General features: G+C 61.6%; 15 protein-coding genes. 9 read left to right on the forward strand and 6 right to left on the reverse strand.

Features of this window, described 5'->3' with window-relative positions; genetic code table 11:
* The first annotated feature begins 91 nt into the window (after window positions 1–91).
* Window positions 92–529, forward strand: a complete 438-nt coding sequence (locus tag Q9451_RS17185) for an SgcJ/EcaC family oxidoreductase (protein WP_012272234.1) — start codon at window positions 92–94, stop codon at window positions 527–529.
* Here Q9451_RS17185 and Q9451_RS17190 read toward each other — a convergent pair.
* From Q9451_RS17190 to Q9451_RS17200, 3 genes are all read right to left on the reverse strand, one after another.
* Entirely contained in the window at window positions 508–1,149 is a 642-nt protein-coding gene (locus tag Q9451_RS17190; protein ID WP_012272233.1) for a dTMP kinase, read from the reverse strand. The genes Q9451_RS17185 and Q9451_RS17190 overlap by 22 nt on opposite strands.
* Before the next feature lie 115 nt (window positions 1,150–1,264).
* Complete coding sequence (locus Q9451_RS17195; RefSeq protein WP_041166701.1) at window positions 1,265–2,368, reverse strand: P1 family peptidase; 1,104 nt, start codon at window positions 2,366–2,368, stop codon at window positions 1,265–1,267.
* A 12-nt stretch (window positions 2,369–2,380) separates the two neighbouring features.
* Window positions 2,381–3,745 (reverse strand): APC family permease, encoded by a 1,365-nt coding sequence (locus tag Q9451_RS17200; RefSeq protein ID WP_012272231.1) that lies wholly within the window; start codon window positions 3,743–3,745, stop codon window positions 2,381–2,383.
* A 195-nt stretch (window positions 3,746–3,940) separates the two neighbouring features.
* On the opposite strand from Q9451_RS17200, the gene Q9451_RS17205 reads away from it, so the two are divergent.
* A complete protein-coding gene (locus Q9451_RS17205; RefSeq protein ID WP_012272230.1) occupies window positions 3,941–4,732 on the forward strand; it encodes a helix-turn-helix transcriptional regulator in 792 nt (263 codons plus the stop codon).
* A gap of 2 nt (window positions 4,733–4,734) precedes the next feature.
* Here Q9451_RS17205 and Q9451_RS17210 read toward each other — a convergent pair whose 3' ends face one another.
* Complete coding sequence (locus Q9451_RS17210) at window positions 4,735–5,523, reverse strand: helix-turn-helix transcriptional regulator (RefSeq protein ID WP_012272229.1); 789 nt, start codon at window positions 5,521–5,523, stop codon at window positions 4,735–4,737.
* 161 nt (window positions 5,524–5,684) lie between these two features.
* Between Q9451_RS17210 and Q9451_RS17215 the strand changes: the two genes are divergently transcribed.
* The 3 genes from Q9451_RS17215 to Q9451_RS17225 all read left to right on the forward strand — a co-directional run bounded on the left by Q9451_RS17215 (window position 5,685) and on the right by Q9451_RS17225 (window position 10,629).
* On the forward strand, window positions 5,685–6,506 hold the full coding sequence (locus Q9451_RS17215; protein WP_012272228.1) for a carbon-nitrogen hydrolase family protein: 822 nt from the start codon (window positions 5,685–5,687) through the stop codon (window positions 6,504–6,506).
* A 97-nt stretch (window positions 6,507–6,603) separates the two neighbouring features.
* Window positions 6,604–7,926 carry an APC family permease gene (locus Q9451_RS17220; protein ID WP_012272227.1) on the forward strand — a complete coding sequence of 441 codons (1,323 nt, stop codon included), beginning with the start codon at window positions 6,604–6,606 and terminating at the stop codon, window positions 7,924–7,926.
* A gap of 159 nt (window positions 7,927–8,085) precedes the next feature.
* Complete coding sequence (locus Q9451_RS17225) at window positions 8,086–10,629, forward strand: HWE histidine kinase domain-containing protein (RefSeq protein ID WP_012272226.1); 2,544 nt, start codon at window positions 8,086–8,088, stop codon at window positions 10,627–10,629.
* 140 nt (window positions 10,630–10,769) lie between these two features.
* Here Q9451_RS17225 and Q9451_RS17230 read toward each other — a convergent pair whose 3' ends face one another.
* On the reverse strand, window positions 10,770–12,413 hold the full coding sequence (locus Q9451_RS17230; RefSeq protein WP_012272225.1) for an acetolactate synthase large subunit: 1,644 nt from the start codon (window positions 12,411–12,413) through the stop codon (window positions 10,770–10,772).
* Between the two features lie 185 nt (window positions 12,414–12,598).
* On the opposite strand from Q9451_RS17230, the gene Q9451_RS17235 reads away from it, so the two are divergent.
* Window positions 12,599–13,480, forward strand: a complete 882-nt coding sequence (locus Q9451_RS17235) for a LysR family transcriptional regulator (RefSeq protein ID WP_012272224.1) — start codon at window positions 12,599–12,601, stop codon at window positions 13,478–13,480.
* On the opposite strand, the gene Q9451_RS17240 is transcribed toward Q9451_RS17235, so the two are convergent.
* Window positions 13,465–14,124 carry an alpha/beta family hydrolase gene (locus Q9451_RS17240; RefSeq protein ID WP_012272223.1) on the reverse strand — a complete coding sequence of 220 codons (660 nt, stop codon included), beginning with the start codon at window positions 14,122–14,124 and terminating at the stop codon, window positions 13,465–13,467. The two genes, Q9451_RS17235 and Q9451_RS17240, sit on opposite strands and share 16 nt — an antisense overlap.
* Window positions 14,125–14,373: 249 nt before the next feature.
* Between Q9451_RS17240 and Q9451_RS17245 the strand changes: the two genes are divergently transcribed.
* The 3 genes from Q9451_RS17245 (at window position 14,374) to Q9451_RS17255 (ending at window position 17,020) form a co-directional block, all read left to right on the forward strand.
* A complete protein-coding gene (locus Q9451_RS17245) occupies window positions 14,374–15,339 on the forward strand; it encodes an amino acid ABC transporter permease (RefSeq protein WP_345960690.1) in 966 nt (321 codons plus the stop codon).
* Window positions 15,340–15,354: 15 nt separating this feature from the next.
* Window positions 15,355–16,119, forward strand: coding sequence for an amino acid ABC transporter ATP-binding protein (locus Q9451_RS17250; RefSeq protein WP_080516251.1), 765 nt, complete (start codon window positions 15,355–15,357; stop codon window positions 16,117–16,119).
* Between the two features lie 61 nt (window positions 16,120–16,180).
* Window positions 16,181–17,020, forward strand: a complete 840-nt coding sequence (locus Q9451_RS17255) for an ABC transporter substrate-binding protein (protein ID WP_012272220.1) — start codon at window positions 16,181–16,183, stop codon at window positions 17,018–17,020.
* Window positions 17,021–17,111: the final 91 nt, after the last annotated feature.

Raw genomic sequence — 17,111 nt, forward strand, 5'->3', positions numbered from 1 at the left:
CTATGCCGATAATGTTATGTTATAACACATTATCTTATCCCGGCATGAACATGCCACCCATCCCTTTTGAACCTTATGTGAGCAAGCCCCCATGAGCGCTACCCCTACCGCAGCCCAGAACATTGAACCCTATGCCGACACCGAACTGGCCTGCCTGGCGGGTGCCAAGGCGGCGCTTTATCGGTGGGCTGCAACGGTAGCCACGCGTGACGTGGAGCAGGTGCTGGCACTGTATGCGCCAGACGCCATTCTGGTGCCGACCTTGTCCAACCAGGTGCGCGATTGTGATGACAGCCGACGCAGCTACTTCGACAACTTCCTGGCCAATGATGGGCTGGTGTGTGACGTTCAGGTGTTCAAGAAGCGCGTCAGCCGCAAGCTCGGCACCGTGGTGGTCGGCGGGCTCTACACCTTCGTCTACCGCAATGGCGGTGAGCAGCACGTGGTGCCGGCAAGGTTTTTGTTCACCTTTGAACGCATTGATGGGCAATGGCTGATCACAGGCCATCACTCATCGGTCGAGGCTTGAGTCCATTTCGTTCGCATTACTCGATCAATCTCGCCAACCAGTTGCCGTGTGGCCGCCTCGATCGTCCCTTCATTGCGGCACAGCACCCAGCCGTGCGCTGCAACCGCCCGCTCGAACGCCTCGGTACAGGCCACCTGCTCATCCAGGTTGTGGATAACCGTGCTGCCCAGCCCGCGCGTGCGGGCCGCAGCCCTTGCCCATGAAGTTTCTGGGGCGGTGACAACCCCGACATGCAAATCTGGCACTTGCACGCTTCGTTCAAGGTTCAGGCGCAAGATATGGTCAAACGGCACAGTGCGGCGGAACGCAGCGTCAGAGGGGTACCAGCGATCAATCAGGATGATGCTGTCAGCTGGCTGCCTGGGCAGTACATGTCGGGAAATCCACGCACGGCTTGCAGCAAAGCGTTCGCACACCCTGAACTCCAGGTCCTGGCAAGGGCTTCTGGCGAGCTGGTTGACCAGGGCCATGGTTTCGCGCCGGTAGGGGTCGTTGTTTCTTTCGCAAAGACGAATCACCTTTTTTCCTTCCACCCTCAGGGCCTGGGTAACGGCTTCCAGCAGCGTGGTCTTGCCGGTGCCCTTGGGCCCATCGATGGAAACAAATAGCGGGCGGTTCATCTTTCAATACCTGTTGGCTCAGGCGCGGGATGAGACCACCGATCACCGCCTGCATACAAGCAATTATCGAAAGGAGAACATCTGTACTCCCCAGGTATACGCACTTCCCCAAGTATCAACCTTGAGCCTTCCAGCCCACTTGTTCGAGGGCCATCAGCAAGCGTGCACCCTCAAGGCCAGGCACCTCTCGTCCATCTCCTGCCAGCATCGACCTGCCTGCCAGGATCGCGTTGACAATGGCTTCCTCCACGGCCTCGGCCGCCGCGGCGAACAGCGGCGAAATATGGTCGTTGTTGACCATCGCCACTTGCGCGGTCACCGGCAGATCGCGGCGGTTGTAATCGGCAGGCGCCAGCCCGGTGTTCCCCGTCGAGAAGGCCAGGAAGATGTCGCCACTGGAGTCATCGGTGCCGCCCCCGGTGCGGGCAATGCCCAGCGCAGCACGTTGCGCCAGGCGTTGACATTGATGTGGCAGCAACGGTGCATCGGTGGCCAATACCACCACGATCGAGCCCATGCCAGGGGTGTCCTGCTGGTCAAATGGCGAAGGGAGGCCAAGCAACACCCGGCCCACGGGATAGCCATCCACCCGCAGCTCCCGACGCTGGCCATGATTGGCCTGAACGAAGGCGCCCACCGTCCAGCCACCCTGCTCTGCCAGCAACACCCGTGACGCCGTACCAATCCCGCCTTTGAACTCATGGCAGATCATCCCGGTGCCGCCGCCTACGCCACCCTCGGCCACCGGCCCGCTGCATGCTGCCCCCAGCGCTTGCTGAACCAGGTCCGCGTTGACATGCTGGCCCCAGATGTCGTTCAACACGCCGTCGTAGGTCTCCATCACCACCGGCATGCACCAGTAGGTCGATGCGTCCGCCAGGGTCGCATGCTCGTGGGCGATCAGCGCGTCGCGCACCACCCCAACGCTGTGCGTGTTGGTGGTGGCAATGGCGGTCGTCAACAGGCCCGCTTCACGAATCCACTCCAGGCCTGTGGCGTCGCCATTGCCGTTCAATACATGGCAGCCGGCAAAACAAGGCTGATGGCGCGCCGGGCCCTCACGGGGCTCGATGACACTAACACCGGTACGCACAGGTTTTCCGTCATGGGTCGTGTTCAGGGTGGCATGGCCAACCCGTACACCCGGTACATCGGTGATTGCGTTGTACGGGCCTGGTTGACCAAGGCCCAGCGTGATACCGAAGTCGCGTGCTCGCATCATTTCTCTCGCTCAAAGTTTCTGAAACGCCGGGCTCAACCTGCCATATGTGCCATACAGCAACATGGAGGTAAGCAGAAGCCCGACAATGATGAAGATGTCCCGGGCCGAAGCCGCACTCAGCAGGGTCGTCAGCAGGTAACCGGCACCGGTCACGGCAGCCAGTGCCGGCAACGGCCACAGCGGCATGCGGTACGGGTGCTCGCGATCACGGCGCAGTACCCGGCTGAACAGTGCGCACAACCCCACGACCAGGTACACACAGAGGATCAGCAGTACGGTGAAAGACGTGAGTTCTGCCAGGTTGGAGCTGAAGGTCAGGGCCGTGGAAGGCACGGCAAGGAACAGCGTGGCCAACCACGGCGACTCCCACTTGGGATGAATGCGGGTGAATGTACGGTTCAGGGCCGGCATCCACAACGCATCCCGCCCGCTGCTGTAGATCACCCGCCCACTCTGGATCACCAGGGCGATGATGGCGTTGAACACCGACAGGAAAATCCCGCCACTCACCAGGCGCGACAGCGTTTCGTTGCCATGCGCCGTCAGCAGGTAGCCAATCGGGTCCGGGCTGCCCAGCATCGCCTCCAGCGAGGGCGCGCCGATCAGCAGTGCCAGCAGCGGGATCACTTCGATGGCCACCACCAGCACCAGTGACCACAGCACCGCCTTGGGGATGCCACGCCCGCCGCACTTCATGTCTTCTGCCAGCAACACTGCGCCGCCAAAACCATTGAAGGAAAACAACGCCGTGCCGACCGCACCAATCACCAGCGCCCAGGGCGCCGCATGCAGTATCCCGTTATCGAGCACCAGTGGGCTGACCAAGCTGGTGAGCGGTTGCTGGGCATGGCCGAAGCCCAGCACCACGATCACCATCAGCGCCGCTACCTCAAGCAACAGGCAGATGCCGGTAACCCATGCGTTCAACTTTATATTGAGGATACCCAGCAGATACCCCAGGGCGACAATCACCAGGGCCACCGCCTGCCCATCAAGCTGGGAGCCCAGCGCCGCATTCAAGTACGTGGCAGCTCCGGTTGCCAGTACCGGTGGAATGAACACCAGCATCGCCAGCACGGTAAGAAAGGTGGCGTAACCGGCCATGCCGCCAAATACCCGTTTGGCAAACACGTACTCTCCCCCGGCAGCACTGTGGGCGCGCCCCAGTTCGGCATAGCAAAGTGCAAACATCAGCGCCAGCACGCCACCGAGCATGAAGGCCCAGATCACCCCGGTACCTGCCTGGGCGATGGCAAATGGCGCGATGACGAAGACCGAGCTGGCGGGGGTGACCGAAGATACGGTGATGGCGACGACATCAGCGACGCTCAGCGTCGGTTTCAGTTTCGAGAGGGGTGCACTACAGGACGTCATTTGTTCATCCTCACGTTGTTGTTAGTGTCAGGAGGCAGAACCAGGAAACGAAACATGGCGAGCTCGACGGCCCGCTTGATGGGGATGAAATCTATGCGCCAGCGCCCAGTCGGACAATTCCCACTAAGGGGTACCCCCGGTTGACAGCTGTGGCAAAGCGAGCGCCAATGCCCTACCGCTTTCAAGGACGCCGTCGTGGACATTCTCTTTCATGAAGTTGCCGCTCATACCGCGTTGGCCAGAGCGATCGAGCAGATTGGCAGCCCGCGCTTCTGGCGCCAGCTGATCCTGGTGCTACGCCACTGGGTGCCGTTCGACAACGCACTGGCGATTCACTTCGCGGCCCATGGCGCGCCCCAGGTGCTTGAGGAATACGACGCCGCGCCAGCGCCGGCCGCAGGTGAGCTGTACCTGGACGGCCTGTACCTGCTGGACCCTTTCTACCAGGCCGCCCGCGAAGGCTTGGCCAGTGGTTGCTACCACCTGGAAGAAGTGGCCCCGGACCATTTCTGGCAAACGGACTATTACCAGAACTACTTCCAGGACCATGTGCTGGTGGACGAAATCCAGTTTCTGTTGCAGTTGCCGGACGGGGTGTTGTCACTGTCGCTGGGCATGCGCCGCGCTTTCGATGCAACGGAACTGGGCAAGCTCAACCTGGTCAGTGCCTGGGTGCTGGCCCTGCTTCAGCAGCACTGGGCGCGTAGCGACATCTCGGTGCCCGTGCGGCCACCGGTTGGCGATGCCTTGGCCAGGTTTGCCCAAGGCCTGTTGTCCGAGCGCGAGCTGGAAATTGCCCGCCTGATACTGCGCGGCTACTCGTCGAAGGCGATGGCGCAACGGCTGGGGATCTCGCCGGAGACCATCAAGGTGCACCGGCGCCACCTGTACGCGAAGCTGAATATCTCATCCCACCCGGAGCTGTTTTCGATGTTCATCCGTGAGCTGGGGTTCACCGATGAACGCGCGGAGCCTACATCACCTTGATGTCAACCCAGTTGGGCCTGAAGAAACAGCGAAAACAACTCCGATTGCGACTTGATCCCCAGCTTGCTGTACATATGCTTGCGGTGCACCTTTACGGTTTCGACAGAGATTTCCAGCTTGCGCGCAATCTCCTTGCTCGAACAGCCGCTGAGCATCAGCCGGCCCACTTCCAGCTCACGTCCGGTCAGCGGCGACTGCATCTGCTCAACCTTCTCCTCCATGCGGCTTTGCCAGTGCGGCGCAGGCTTGGTGGCCGCCTCCAGCAACTCTCGCTCGAAAGCCATGCGCTGGCGCATCAGGCCAGACACCCAAGGCCGCAACAGTTCCAGCAGGGTGACCTGTTCAAGGGTGAAACGGCGTTTGCAGCCAAGTGAAAGGCAAAGCGTGCGTTGCGCATCCAGTTGCACGTTGAACTGAATTTCATCCGCTACCACGTTGAGGCGAAAGTAGCGCTGGTAGTAATCAGTCTGCTCGAAGCACTCGGGGGCGACGTCCGCCAGCCGCACCAGGCCAGATGCCGCAGCTTCGCGGCTGGCCACATAGAAGGGGTCCAGCAGGTACAGGCCGTTCAAGTAATCCTGGAACAGCGGATCAGGGTTGCCGTCCTCGCTGGGGCATTCGGCAAACACCTGCGGTTGCCCCGCCGAAAACAGCAGCGCGACCCAACTGTCGCAGGGCACGTATTCGTTCAACAGCCGCACCAGGGCAGGCCAGAAATGCGCTTTATCGAGCGTTTCGATCAGTTGGCCCACCGCTCGGTGCCAGGCAATGTCGTGCAGCGTAAAATTCATCCTCTACCCCTGCAGGGTTACCACGTGGGCGTAATACCCCAAGCGTGATCACCACCCCATAATCCGGGCTAGCTTACGCTGACCGAACCTTTACCGGGGTCGTTTTTTACGCCCCATGCCGCTTGCGCATGGTGGTTGAAGCAGACAGTCGAGGAATCCACATGAAGGTCGAACTTGTGCAACTGGCCGGTCGCGATGGCGACACCGCACACAATTTGCAGCGTACCATCGAGGCAATCAACAACTGCCACGCAGGTACCGACCTGCTGGTGTTTCCCGAAACCCAGCTGACAGGCTTCCCTACCGAAGACAACATTGGCCAGGTCGCCGAAGCGCTCGATGGCCCGAGCATCACGGCCATTCAGCAGGCAGCCTGTGCGCGGGATGTTGCTGTAGTGGTGGGCATGGCCGAAGCCGCCGTCGACGGCAACTTCTACAACACCACCGTGCTGGTCACGCCGGAGGGCGTCGCCCTCAGCTACCGCAAGACCCACCTGTGGGCATCAGACTCCGGCGTGTTCACCCCAGGGGATCGCTATGCCACCACCCTGTTCAAAGGCGTGCGTGTCGGTTTGCTGATCTGCTTCGACATCGAATTCCCCGAATCCGCCCGCGCCCTGGGCCAGCTCGGCGCCGAGCTGATCATCGTCACCAACGGCAACATGGACCCGTATGGCCCAACTCACAAAACCGCCATCAGCGCGCGTGCCATGGAAAACCAGGCCTTCGCGGTCATGGTCAACCGGGTCGGTGACGGTGATGGCGGCCTGGTCTTTGCCGGTGGCAGTGCCGTGGTCGACCCCTACGGCCAGTTGCTATGCGAAGCGGGCCGTGGCGAGTGCCGCATGACCGTCGAGCTGGCCATGGAGCAACTGCAACAAGCACGGCGCGACTACAGCTACATCGCCCAGCGCCGTATTCGCCTGCCAGGTGAACTGCTCGAGCATGAAAACGGCCTGCGCGAATTGATCATCCCCTCCTGATACTCCGCCATTCAAGCCCCCTCACGGGCAAGCAAGGCCGCCAAGGACGGCAGCACGTTCGACTCTGAATAACAATCACAAGCTGGAGCAAGCAGTAATGGCCACACTCAAGCGAACACTTTCGCTGGGTTCGGTGGTGCTTTTCGGCATCGCCTACATGACCCCGATCATCGTCCTTGGCACCTTTGGCATTCTGGCGGATACCACCGCAGGGATGGTGCCCGCAGCCTACCTTGCGGCCGCCATCGCCATGCTGTTCACCGCCTTGAGCTATGGCAACATGGCGCGCGCCTTCCCGGTTGCCGGGTCCGCCTATACCTACGTACGCAAGTCGATCAGCCCGCAACTGGGCTTCATCACCGGTTGGGCGGTGCTGCTCGACTACCTGTTCCTGCCCATGGCGATCTGGCTGATTGGTGCCGCCTACCTGCACTCGGCTTTCCCCAGTGTGCCGCAGGCCATCTGGGTTCTGGCGTTCATCGCTGTGACCACCACCATCAATGTGATTGGCCTGCGCCTGGCGAAAACCGTAAACGGCCTGCTGATGCTCATTCAGCTTCTGGTGCTGGCGGCGTTTGTCGCCCTCGCCGTGCACTACGTGTGGGGTGATCCCACGGTACCGCTATGGACCCTCGAGCCCTTCTACAAGGAAGGTGCCCAGTTGCCGCTGATCATGAGCGGTGCCGCGATCGCCTGTTACTCCTTCCTCGGCTTCGATGCCGTCAGTACCCTGACTGAAGAGACCAAGGAGCCACGCAAGAACATCCCAAGGGCCATCCTGCTGATCACCCTGATTGGCGGCGGTCTGTTCATCGCCTGCAGCTACTTCGTGCAGCTGGCCCACCCGTCTACCGACTTCATCAACGCAGATGCGGCAGCCTATGAAATCGCCCAGAACATCGGCGGCGACCTGTTCGTGAGCGTTTTCCTGCTGGGGCTGATCGTTGGCCAGTTCACCTCTGGCCTGTCGGCTCAAGCCAGCGCCTCCCGGCTGCTGTATGCAATGGGCCGTGACGGTGTGTTGCCCAAGTCGTTCTTTGGCAAGCTGAGCGAGCGCTTCAGCACACCAGTGCCCAGTATCATCCTGTGCGGGGTCGTCGCCCTGCTCGCCTTGCGCATGGATGTGACCACGTCCACTTCGTTCATCAACTTCGGCGCCTTCCTGGCCTTCAGCCTGGTCAACCTGGCGGTCATCTTCCATTACTGGCTGGCCATGGGGCAACGCGGCGGCACAGCCGTACTTCTATACCTGGCATTCCCACTGGTGGGCTTGGTGTCCAACGTGTGGCTGATGGCAAGCCTGGATCACCTGGCAATCTACCTGGGGCTGGGATGGTTGTGCCTGGGCATGCTTTACCTGACCGCAATTACCCGCGGTTTCAGCAAGCAGCCCCCCGAGATGCATTTCGAAGAAGCGTAGTGAATCACGTAGCAGGTAAGGGGCCGGAGCATGCAAACCTCTCGGCCTTGCTTGCAAGCGCACTTCCACCTGCCGTGCCCAAATGCGGCAATGCCTGCTAGTCTGACGGACGATGGAGGCCGTGCTGGCTGCCTCCCCTTTAGCCACAGGCACCGGCCAATGACCTTCAACCCCCAAGTAAACCTGACCAACTGCGACCGCGAGCCCATCCAGACGCCCGGCAGCATCCAACCCCACGGCTGCCTGCTGGCCTGTGATGCATCGGCGACCGTGGTCCTGCGCCATTCAGTCAACGCCCCGGATGTGCTTGGCATAACAGGCGATATCAACGGCCAGAAGCTGCAAGCGGTGCTAGGGGACGAGGTAGCCCACACCTTGCGCAACGCGTTGGCCCGTACTCGCGAAGCCTCGCGCCCTGCACTCAGCTTCAGCGTTAGGCTGCCTAACGGCCAGGCTTTCGATGTCGCCGCCCACCTGTTCAAAGGCACTGCGATCCTGGAGTTCGAACCGGCCGGCGCCAGCATCGCCGAGCCTATTGAACTGGCGCGAACCCTGATTGCCCAGCTGCGCGAAATCGAACAAACCAGCAAATTGTTCCGCGACGCCGCCCGCTTTGTCCGGGCAGTGCTTGGCTATGACCGGGTGATGATCTACCAGCTAGGCACCGACGGTGCCGGCAAGGTGGTCGCAGAGGCCAGGCGCAGCGACCTCGAAAGCTTCATGGGCCAGTACTTTCCCGCGTCCGACATCCCGCAGCAGGCCCGTGCGCTTTATCTGCGCAACCCGATCCGGGTCATTTCCGACGCCCAGTTCAAAACGGTGGCCATCGAGCCTGTCCTCGATCCGTCAGGCGAACCGCTCGACCTGTCCTACGCGCACCTGCGCAGCGTGTCGCCGATCCATTGCGAGTACCTGTGCAACATGGGCGTGGGCGCCTCGATGTCGATATCGGTGATCGTCAACGGCGAACTGTGGGGGATGATCGCCTGCCACCACTATGCACCCCGCACGCTGGCCATGGGGCAGCGGGTAGCCGCGGAGATGTTCGGCGAGTTCTTCTCCCTGCACATCGAGACCTTGCGCAGCCGGCAGAAGCTCGAAGCTGCCGTGCAGGTTCACAAAGCGCTGGACAGCATGCTGCGCGACGCCAACCAGACCGCTGACATCGATTCGTTCTTCCACGCACGCCTGCCACGGTTGATGTCGCTGATCCCCTGCGATGGCATCGGCATGTCGCTACAAGGCCGCTGGTCAACCGTCGGCCTGGCGCCGCCTAAAACGGCCGTCCCCGATTTGCTGCGCCTGGCAGACATGGTCAGCGAAGGCCGGACCTGGGCGTCCAACCGTCTGTCGATGGTATTACCTTCAGCCCAGGCATACTTCACCGAAGTATCGGGCGTCCTGATCATCCCGATGTCGCAGCAGCCGAGGGACTACCTGATCTTCTTCCGCAAGGAGGTGGTCGAGACGCTCGACTGGGCCGGGGACCCGAACAAGACCTACGACAGCGGCTTGCTGGGCGACCGCCTGACACCCCGCAAAAGCTTTGCCATCTGGAAAGAAACCGTTCACCAGCAGTCGCTGCCCTGGACCGAACAGGACCGCCAGTTTGGCGACTCCATCCGTACCGCCATCGTCGAAGTGGTGCTGTACAACAGCGAACTACTGGCCAGCGAGCGCACGAAGGCGGAAGTGCGCCAGCGCATCCTCAACGAAGAACTCAATCATCGGGTCAAGAACATTCTGTCGTTGATCGGCGCTCTGGTTGCCCACCCGACCTCGGAAAGCCAGACACTGCAGGACTACGTGGCGACACTGAAGGGGCGCATCCAGGCGTTGTCTCTCGCTCACGATCAAGTGGTACGTGGTGATGGTGGCGGGCGACTGGCCAAGCTGCTGGAGGCAGAGCTTTCACCCTACCGCACCGCCGCTGGGGTGATCGAGCTGCAGGGCCCGAATGTTACCCTTGATGCCCGCGCCTATTCGGTCATGGCTTTGGTGCTGCACGAGCTGGCAACCAATGCCGCCAAATACGGCGCGCTGTCGCGGGCTGGCGGCAAGCTTGCAGTGAGCTGGGCCATCGACGCTACCAACGCCTGCGCCATCAGTTGGCGTGAAAGCGGCGGGCCAACGGTTCGGCCACCTACCCGCAATGGCTTTGGCTCGGTGCTGATCGACCGCAGTATCCCGTTCGACCTTGGCGGCACGAGCGCGGTGGAGTATCACGCCGAAGGCCTGCAAGGGTTGTTCAAGATTCCTGCAATGCACCTTTCCGTGGCCGAGGCTGCCGAACCCGCGAGCCTGGCTGCGCCCATCGCACGTGCCAAGGATATCTTCGCAGCGCAAACAGGGCTGAGTGTGCTGATCCTCGAAGACCAGCTGGTGATCGCGATTGGCCTGGAACAGATTCTCAACGATGCGCAGATCAAGGACGTGATCACCGCCAGCTCCGAAGATGAAGCCTTGCGCTTGATTGCCAGTCGCACACCGGATGCCGCGATATTGGATGTCAACCTGGGCACTGGCACATCCATTTCTGTGGCCGATGAACTGGTGCGTCGGCAGATTCCGTTCCTGTTCGCCACCGGCTATGGCGACAGCATCAGCATTCCCGAGCACCTGCAGCACGTGCCCGTCACACGCAAGCCCTATGACGCCAATGCCATTCTGGCCAGCTTGAAACGGTTGCTCGATCTGGGCTGAATGGTTGTAGCAGCCTCGTGCTGCGAAAAGGCCCGTACGGCTGACAGTGATGTGTCGGCTATACGGGCCTCTTCGCAGCACAAGGCTGTTACAACAAGGGCACGGCGCCAGCCATGAAGTGGCGCCAGCCCTGTCAGGCGTTATACCGCCAGCGCGCGCTCACGCAACTCGCTGTTGAGGATGCGGTCGTTCTCGCTGTAGTCGACCGGGCAGTCGATCACGTGCACGCCTGGGGTCTTGATGCAGTGTTCCAGCAGCGGCAGCAGGCCTTCGGCGCTTTCCACGCGGTGGCCATTGGCACCATAAGCTTCGGCGTATTTGACGAAGTCCGGGTTGCCGTAGTCCAGGCCGAAATCGGTGAAGCCCATGTTGGCCTGCTTCCAGCGGATCATGCCATAGCCGTCGTCACGCAGGATCACCACGGTGATGTGCATGCCCAGACGTACCGCCGTTTCCAGTTCCTGGCTGTTCATCATGAAGCCACCGTCACCGCACACCGAAATCACCGGGCGGTCCGGGTGCACCAGGTGCGCGGCCATCGCCGATGGCAAGCCGGCGCCCATGGTCGCCAGGGCGTTGTCGAGCAGCACGGTGTTGGGCTTGTGCGCCTTGTAGTTACGGGCGAACCAGATCTTGTAGATGCCGTTGTCCAGGGCAACGATGCCTTCGGACGGCAGTACACGACGGATGTCGGCCACCAGGCGCTGCGGGTAGACCGGGAAGCGGTTATCGTCGGCGCCTTCGGCGATCTGTGCTTCGTTGGCTTCACGAATGGCCATCAGGCGGGTGAAGTCCCAGTGCGACGTGTCGTTCAACGCTTCGCTGATCTGCCACACGGCGTTGGCAATGTCGCCGATCACTTCAACCTGCGGGAAGTACACGGCATCGACTTCAGCGGAGCGGAAGTTGATGTGGATGACCTCGGTGCCGCCACGGACCATGAAGAATGGCGGCTTCTCGATCACGTCGTGGCCGATGTTGATGATCAGGTCGGCCGCTTCGACGGCGCGGTGAACGAAGTCACCCGACGACAGCGCGGCGTTACCCAGGAAGCGCGGGTGGCGCTCGTCGACCACACCTTTACCCATCTGGGTGGTGATGAACGGGATGCCGGTCTTGTCGATCAGTTGCTTGAGGACCTTGGCGGTCATCTTGCGGTTGGCGCCTGCGCCGATCACCAGGATCGGGTTACGGGCGTTCAGCAGTTTCTCGACGGCTGCTTCGATGGCCACGTGCTCGGCCAGCGGGCGGCGGTGCAGGCTGCGCGGGATAGGCAGTGCATCAGTCTGCTCGGCGGCGATGTCTTCTGGCAGTTCCAGGTGTACCGCCCCCGGCTTTTCTTCTTCGGCCAGGCGGAAGGCTTCGCGCATGCGCGACGGGATGTTGTCGGCCGAGGCGAACTGGTGGGTGTACTTGGTGATGGGGTCCATCATGCCGCACACGTCAATGATCTGGAAGCGGCCCTGCTTGGACTTCTTGATCGGCTTCTGCCCGGTGATCATCATCATCGGCATGCCGCCCAGGTAGGCATAGGCGCTGGCGGTGACCAGGTTGGTGGCGCCAGGGCCGAGGGTCGACAGGCTGACGCCGGTCTTGCCGGTCAGGCGGCCGTAGGTGGCAGCCATGAAACCTGCAGACTGCTCGTGACGGGTCAGTACCAGCTTGATCTTCGACTTGCGCAGGGATTCGAGCAGGTCGAGGTTTTCCTCACCAGGAATGCCGAATACATACTCGACACCTTCGTTTTCCAGGCATTGCACAACGACATCGGCGGCCTTGGCCATTTGGGGTACTACCTCAAAATCTTTGTGGGATTGCAGATTTATTAAGCTGCGTGACTGAGATGTTGCAGGATGTCTCAGTGGCGCGCATCGTAGGCCCTCTGGTTAATAATAATAAATATATTGTTATGATGCTTAGCATCACAGTTCGTTATGAATGCAGCTCGCATGAAAGGTAGCCCCCCTCAATGAACCTCAAGGCATTGCGTTGCTGTGTCGAAATCGTCCGGCAAGGCAGCTTCACCAAGGCCGCGCAGCACCTGCACATCGCCCAGCCAGCGCTGAGCATGGCCGTTACCCGGCTGGAAGAAGAACTGGGCGTCACCCTGTTCAACCGCACCACGCGCAAAGTGATCCTCACGGCAGAAGGCGAGCAATTTCTGCCACGCATTGCCTCGGCCCTGCGCGAGATGGATGTTGCCCGACAAGAACTGCGCGACATGGCCGACCTGAAGCGCGGCGAAGTGCGCCTGGGTATTCCGCCGATGTTCGGCCTGCACTACGTGCCCGGTTTGATGAACGCCTTCCGCCAGTTGTACCCAGGCATTGCCATGACCGTGTTCGAAGGCAGTGCCGAAGACATTGGCCATCGGCTGGAGCAGCGGGAAATCGACCTCGCACTGCTGGAGTCCCGGCGTGTGCCGCCGGACAAGGAATCGATCCTGCTGGGCAGCGACGAGATGCTGGCGTGCATGCACCCCGATCACCCCTATGCCGGCAAGGCTTTCCTCACCGCCGAAGACCTGCGTAATACCGACATGGTGGTGTTCGACCGCACCTTCGTGCAACGCCATCTGCTGGACGCGTTCTTTGCCGAGCATGGCATCACTTACCAAGTGGCGCTGCAGAGCAACTTCGTCTCGCTTGTGGTGCAGGCCGCATTGGACAACATGGGGGTGGCCACCCTGCTGCGCTCGGTGCAACAGCGCACGCCAGGCATCGTCGGTGTGCCCTTCCGGCCGGCACAGCAGATGAGTTTCCGCTTGTGCTGGCGCTCGGGGGAATACCTTTCGCTCGCCAGCAAACGGTTCATCGACTTTGCCGCGCAAACCCACTACCTGGAGCGATAACCGGCAGTTTTCAGGGCCAGATGCTCGATCACCTGCTCCACTGCGCGTCCCAGGCAGCCCTTGAAGAAGTGGTTGGCACCGGCATACACCGACACCGCCCGTTGGCCAGGGCCTGCCCATTGCAGCAGGTTGGCCAGCGGCGCCATTTCATCCCGTTCGCCATGCAGCAACAGGCAATCCGCAGGCACCGGCAATGGCTCGTAATAACGCCCGCCCGGCACATCACCCACCGGCAGCCCCAGCAATGCCACCGCCTGCAGCTGCCCTTCAAGCTCACAAGCCACACGCGCGAACACGTAGGCACCAAAGGAAAACCCGACCAGGGCCAGCGGCAGCTCTGGCAGTTCCCGGCTGAAGTGACGAATAACCGCAATGCAGTCCTGCGCTTCGCCGATGCCTTCGTCATGCACCCCTTGCGTCTGTCCCACCCCACGAAAGCTCGGCCGCACCACTTGCCAGCCGGCTGCACATAACTGCCGTGCCAAGGTCAGCGGCACGATATGCCGTGGGCTGCCGCCCAGCAGCGGTTGCGGGTGGCTGACCAGCACCAGCCCCTTCGGTGCGCCAGCGGGGTAGTCGATCAACAGCTCGATCTGGCCGAGCGGCCCGTCGATGAGCAGTGGGTTACGCGGGGTGTCCGACATCGCAGTTGTCCTTGTGAACCGAATGTATGGCGCTTATTCACGCCGCTTGCCAAGCCTACATCCGTACTCACCCCTGCAAAAGGGCAAACGATCTGACAGGCATCCTGTTGCATATGTCAGGCTCATGCTCAAGCAAATGCAATTGGAAACAGCAGAATCATTGCAGTTCGCCAGGTTCTTGCCTGCGCTTCGCCTCCCTACAATGACCCCACAACAACAAACGAGCCCAGCTCCGTGAGGCACGCCCCCATGTACAGAGACCATATCGTCAAACCGCGCGCGACCGACAACCCGGCATTCATGGGTATGGCCGCCGCCGTGATCTTCGCCCTCGCCCTGCTCTACGGCGTGGGCGACGGTAGCCTGGCCCGGCTGATGGGCCCGATCGTGCTCGACCTGCAGGCACCGCTGATGCGCAACATCGCCGTGGCCGGCACCCTGGCCGTGACCCTGGTATTGAACGTGTTCATCCTTGGCCGCTTTCCGTTGCGGGCCCAGGTGATTACGGTCTGGTGCGAACTGTTGCTGTTGTTCCTGCTGTTTTTCGACACCTTCGACCTGTCCTACAGCTTCATCGCCACCAAGGTCGGTTTCATGATCACGCAAGGGGTGTTCACCACCGTCTACGTGTCCACCCTCTCGATCGCCATCGCCTTCGTCCTGGCGCTGCTGGGCGCAACCGCACGGCTGTCGTCCAACGGCTTCGCCATCGCCATTGCCAGCTTCTACACCTCGTTCTTTCGCGGCGTGCCGCTGCTGATCCAGATCTACCTGATCTACCTTGGTATCCCCCAGCTCGGCTATGTAGTCGGTGCCGTGCCGGCGGGGATCCTGGCGTTGTCGCTGTGCTACGGCGCCTACATGACGGAAATCTTCCGCGCCGGTATCAGCAGCATCCCGCGCGGGCAATGGGAAGCTTCGCGGGCGATCGGCCTGACCCCCTTCCAGACCATGACCCGGGTAATCCTGCCGCAGTCGATGCGGTTGATCATCCCGCCCACCGGCAACCAGTTCATCTCCATGCTCAAGGACAGCTCGCTGGTGTCGGTGATCGGTGTGTGGGAGCTGATGTTCCTCGCCCGCACCCAGGGCCGTGCGGAGTTTCGCCACCTGGAAATGTTGATCACCGCCGCCGTCTTGTACTGGGTGCTGTCGATCCTGCTCGAAGCCGTGCAGTCGCGCCTGGAAAAACGTTTCGACCGCGCCCATCGCTGATCGAGGAGCCCCATGATGAACCAACCTTTCATCCCCGGTATCGCCCAGGCCGCCATATCGATTCGTGGCCTGCAGAAATGGTACGGCGAGTTTCACGTGCTCAAGGGCATAGACCTGGAGATCGCCAGTGGCGAAATCGTGGTGGTCTGTGGGCCGTCCGGTTCGGGCAAATCCACATTGATCCGCTGCCTGAACCTGCTCGAAGACTTCCAGAAAGGCCAGGTGCTGATCGCCGGCAACCTGCTGGGCCGCGACGCGGCCAGCGTGGCGGCCATCCGCCGCCAGGTGGGTATGGTGTTCCAGCAGTTCAACCTGTTCCCGCACCTGACCGTACTGGAAAACCTGATGCTCGGCCCGCGCCTGGTCAGCAAGCTCAGCGAGGCCCAGGCCCGTGCCCTGGCGCTGGAGTACCTGGACCGGGTGCGCATCGCCAGCCAGGCCGACAAGTTCCCCGGGCAGCTTTCCGGTGGCCAGCAACAACGCGTGGCCATTGCCCGCGCGCTGTGCATGAAACCACGCATCATGCTGTTCGACGAACCCACCTCGGCGCTGGACCCGGAAATGGTCAAGGAAGTGCTCGACGTCATGGGCGAGCTGGCCCAGGACGGCATCACCATGCTGTGCGTTACCCACGAAATGGGCTTCGCCCGCCGGGTGGCCGACCGCATCATCTTCATGGACCAGGGCCAGGTGATCGAACAAGGCCAGCCCAACGCGTTTTTCGACAACCCGCGCCACGCACGTGCCAGGGAGTTCCTCTCGCAGATCCTCAGTCATTGAGGCCTGTGTCTACCGCTGTGCCAACACCACAACAACAATTGCATGCCCGGAGACTTACCGAATGAACCCAGTCGCACGCTTGTTCGCACTCACCGCCGTTGCCGGCAGCCTGACCCTGATGGCCGGCGCCGCCTGGGCCGGTGCCACCCTTGACCGCATCCACCAGAGCAAGGTCATGAACGTGGCCACCGCCGCCAACTGGCCACCGCAGTCGTTCCTTGGCGAGGACAATACCCTCAAGGGCTTCGACATCGATGTAGCCAACGAGATCGGCAAACGCCTGGGCACCCAAGTGGCCTTCGTCACCCCCGAGTACGGCATCATCACGGCAGGGCGCTGGGCCAGCCGCTGGGACCTGTCGGTCGGTTCGATGACCCCCACCACCGAGCGTGGCCGGGTGCTCGACTTCCCGGCCATCTACTACTACACCCCCTACGTCTTCGCCGTGCACAAGGACGCCGCCGGGAGCAACACTGCCGACCTTAACGGCAAGACCATCGGCGTCGAGGCCGGTACCACTTCCGAGGACTACATCAACCGCCGGCTGAAAATCGACGCAGCGGATGTGCCAGCCTTCAGCTACAGCGTAGAGCCAGGCGAAGTGCAGACCTATGGCGACAGCATGGGCCCGCTGGACGACCTGCGCATGGGCAACGGCACCCGCCTGGATGCCACCTTGTCGGCACTGCCAACCGTCATGGGTGCGATCAAGGCTGGATACCCGATCACCCCTGTGCAGGGCAAGCCCGCCTACTACGAGCCACTGGCCATCGCCACCGACAAGGGCGACGACGCCTTCAACGCCGAACTGGCCAAGGCGGTCGAGGGCATGAAGGCCGACGGTACGCTGAAACAGCTGTCCGAGAAGTGGTACGGCGCCGACCTCACGCAAGTGCAGTAACCCCCAGACCCGCAGGCCAGCGCCCTTCCCTTGAAGGGCGTGCGGCACCCTCATGCCCGCAAAACGTACAGTTCCCAGCAAAAGGATGACC

It is taken from the genome of Pseudomonas sp. NY8896, from assembly GCF_039634505.1.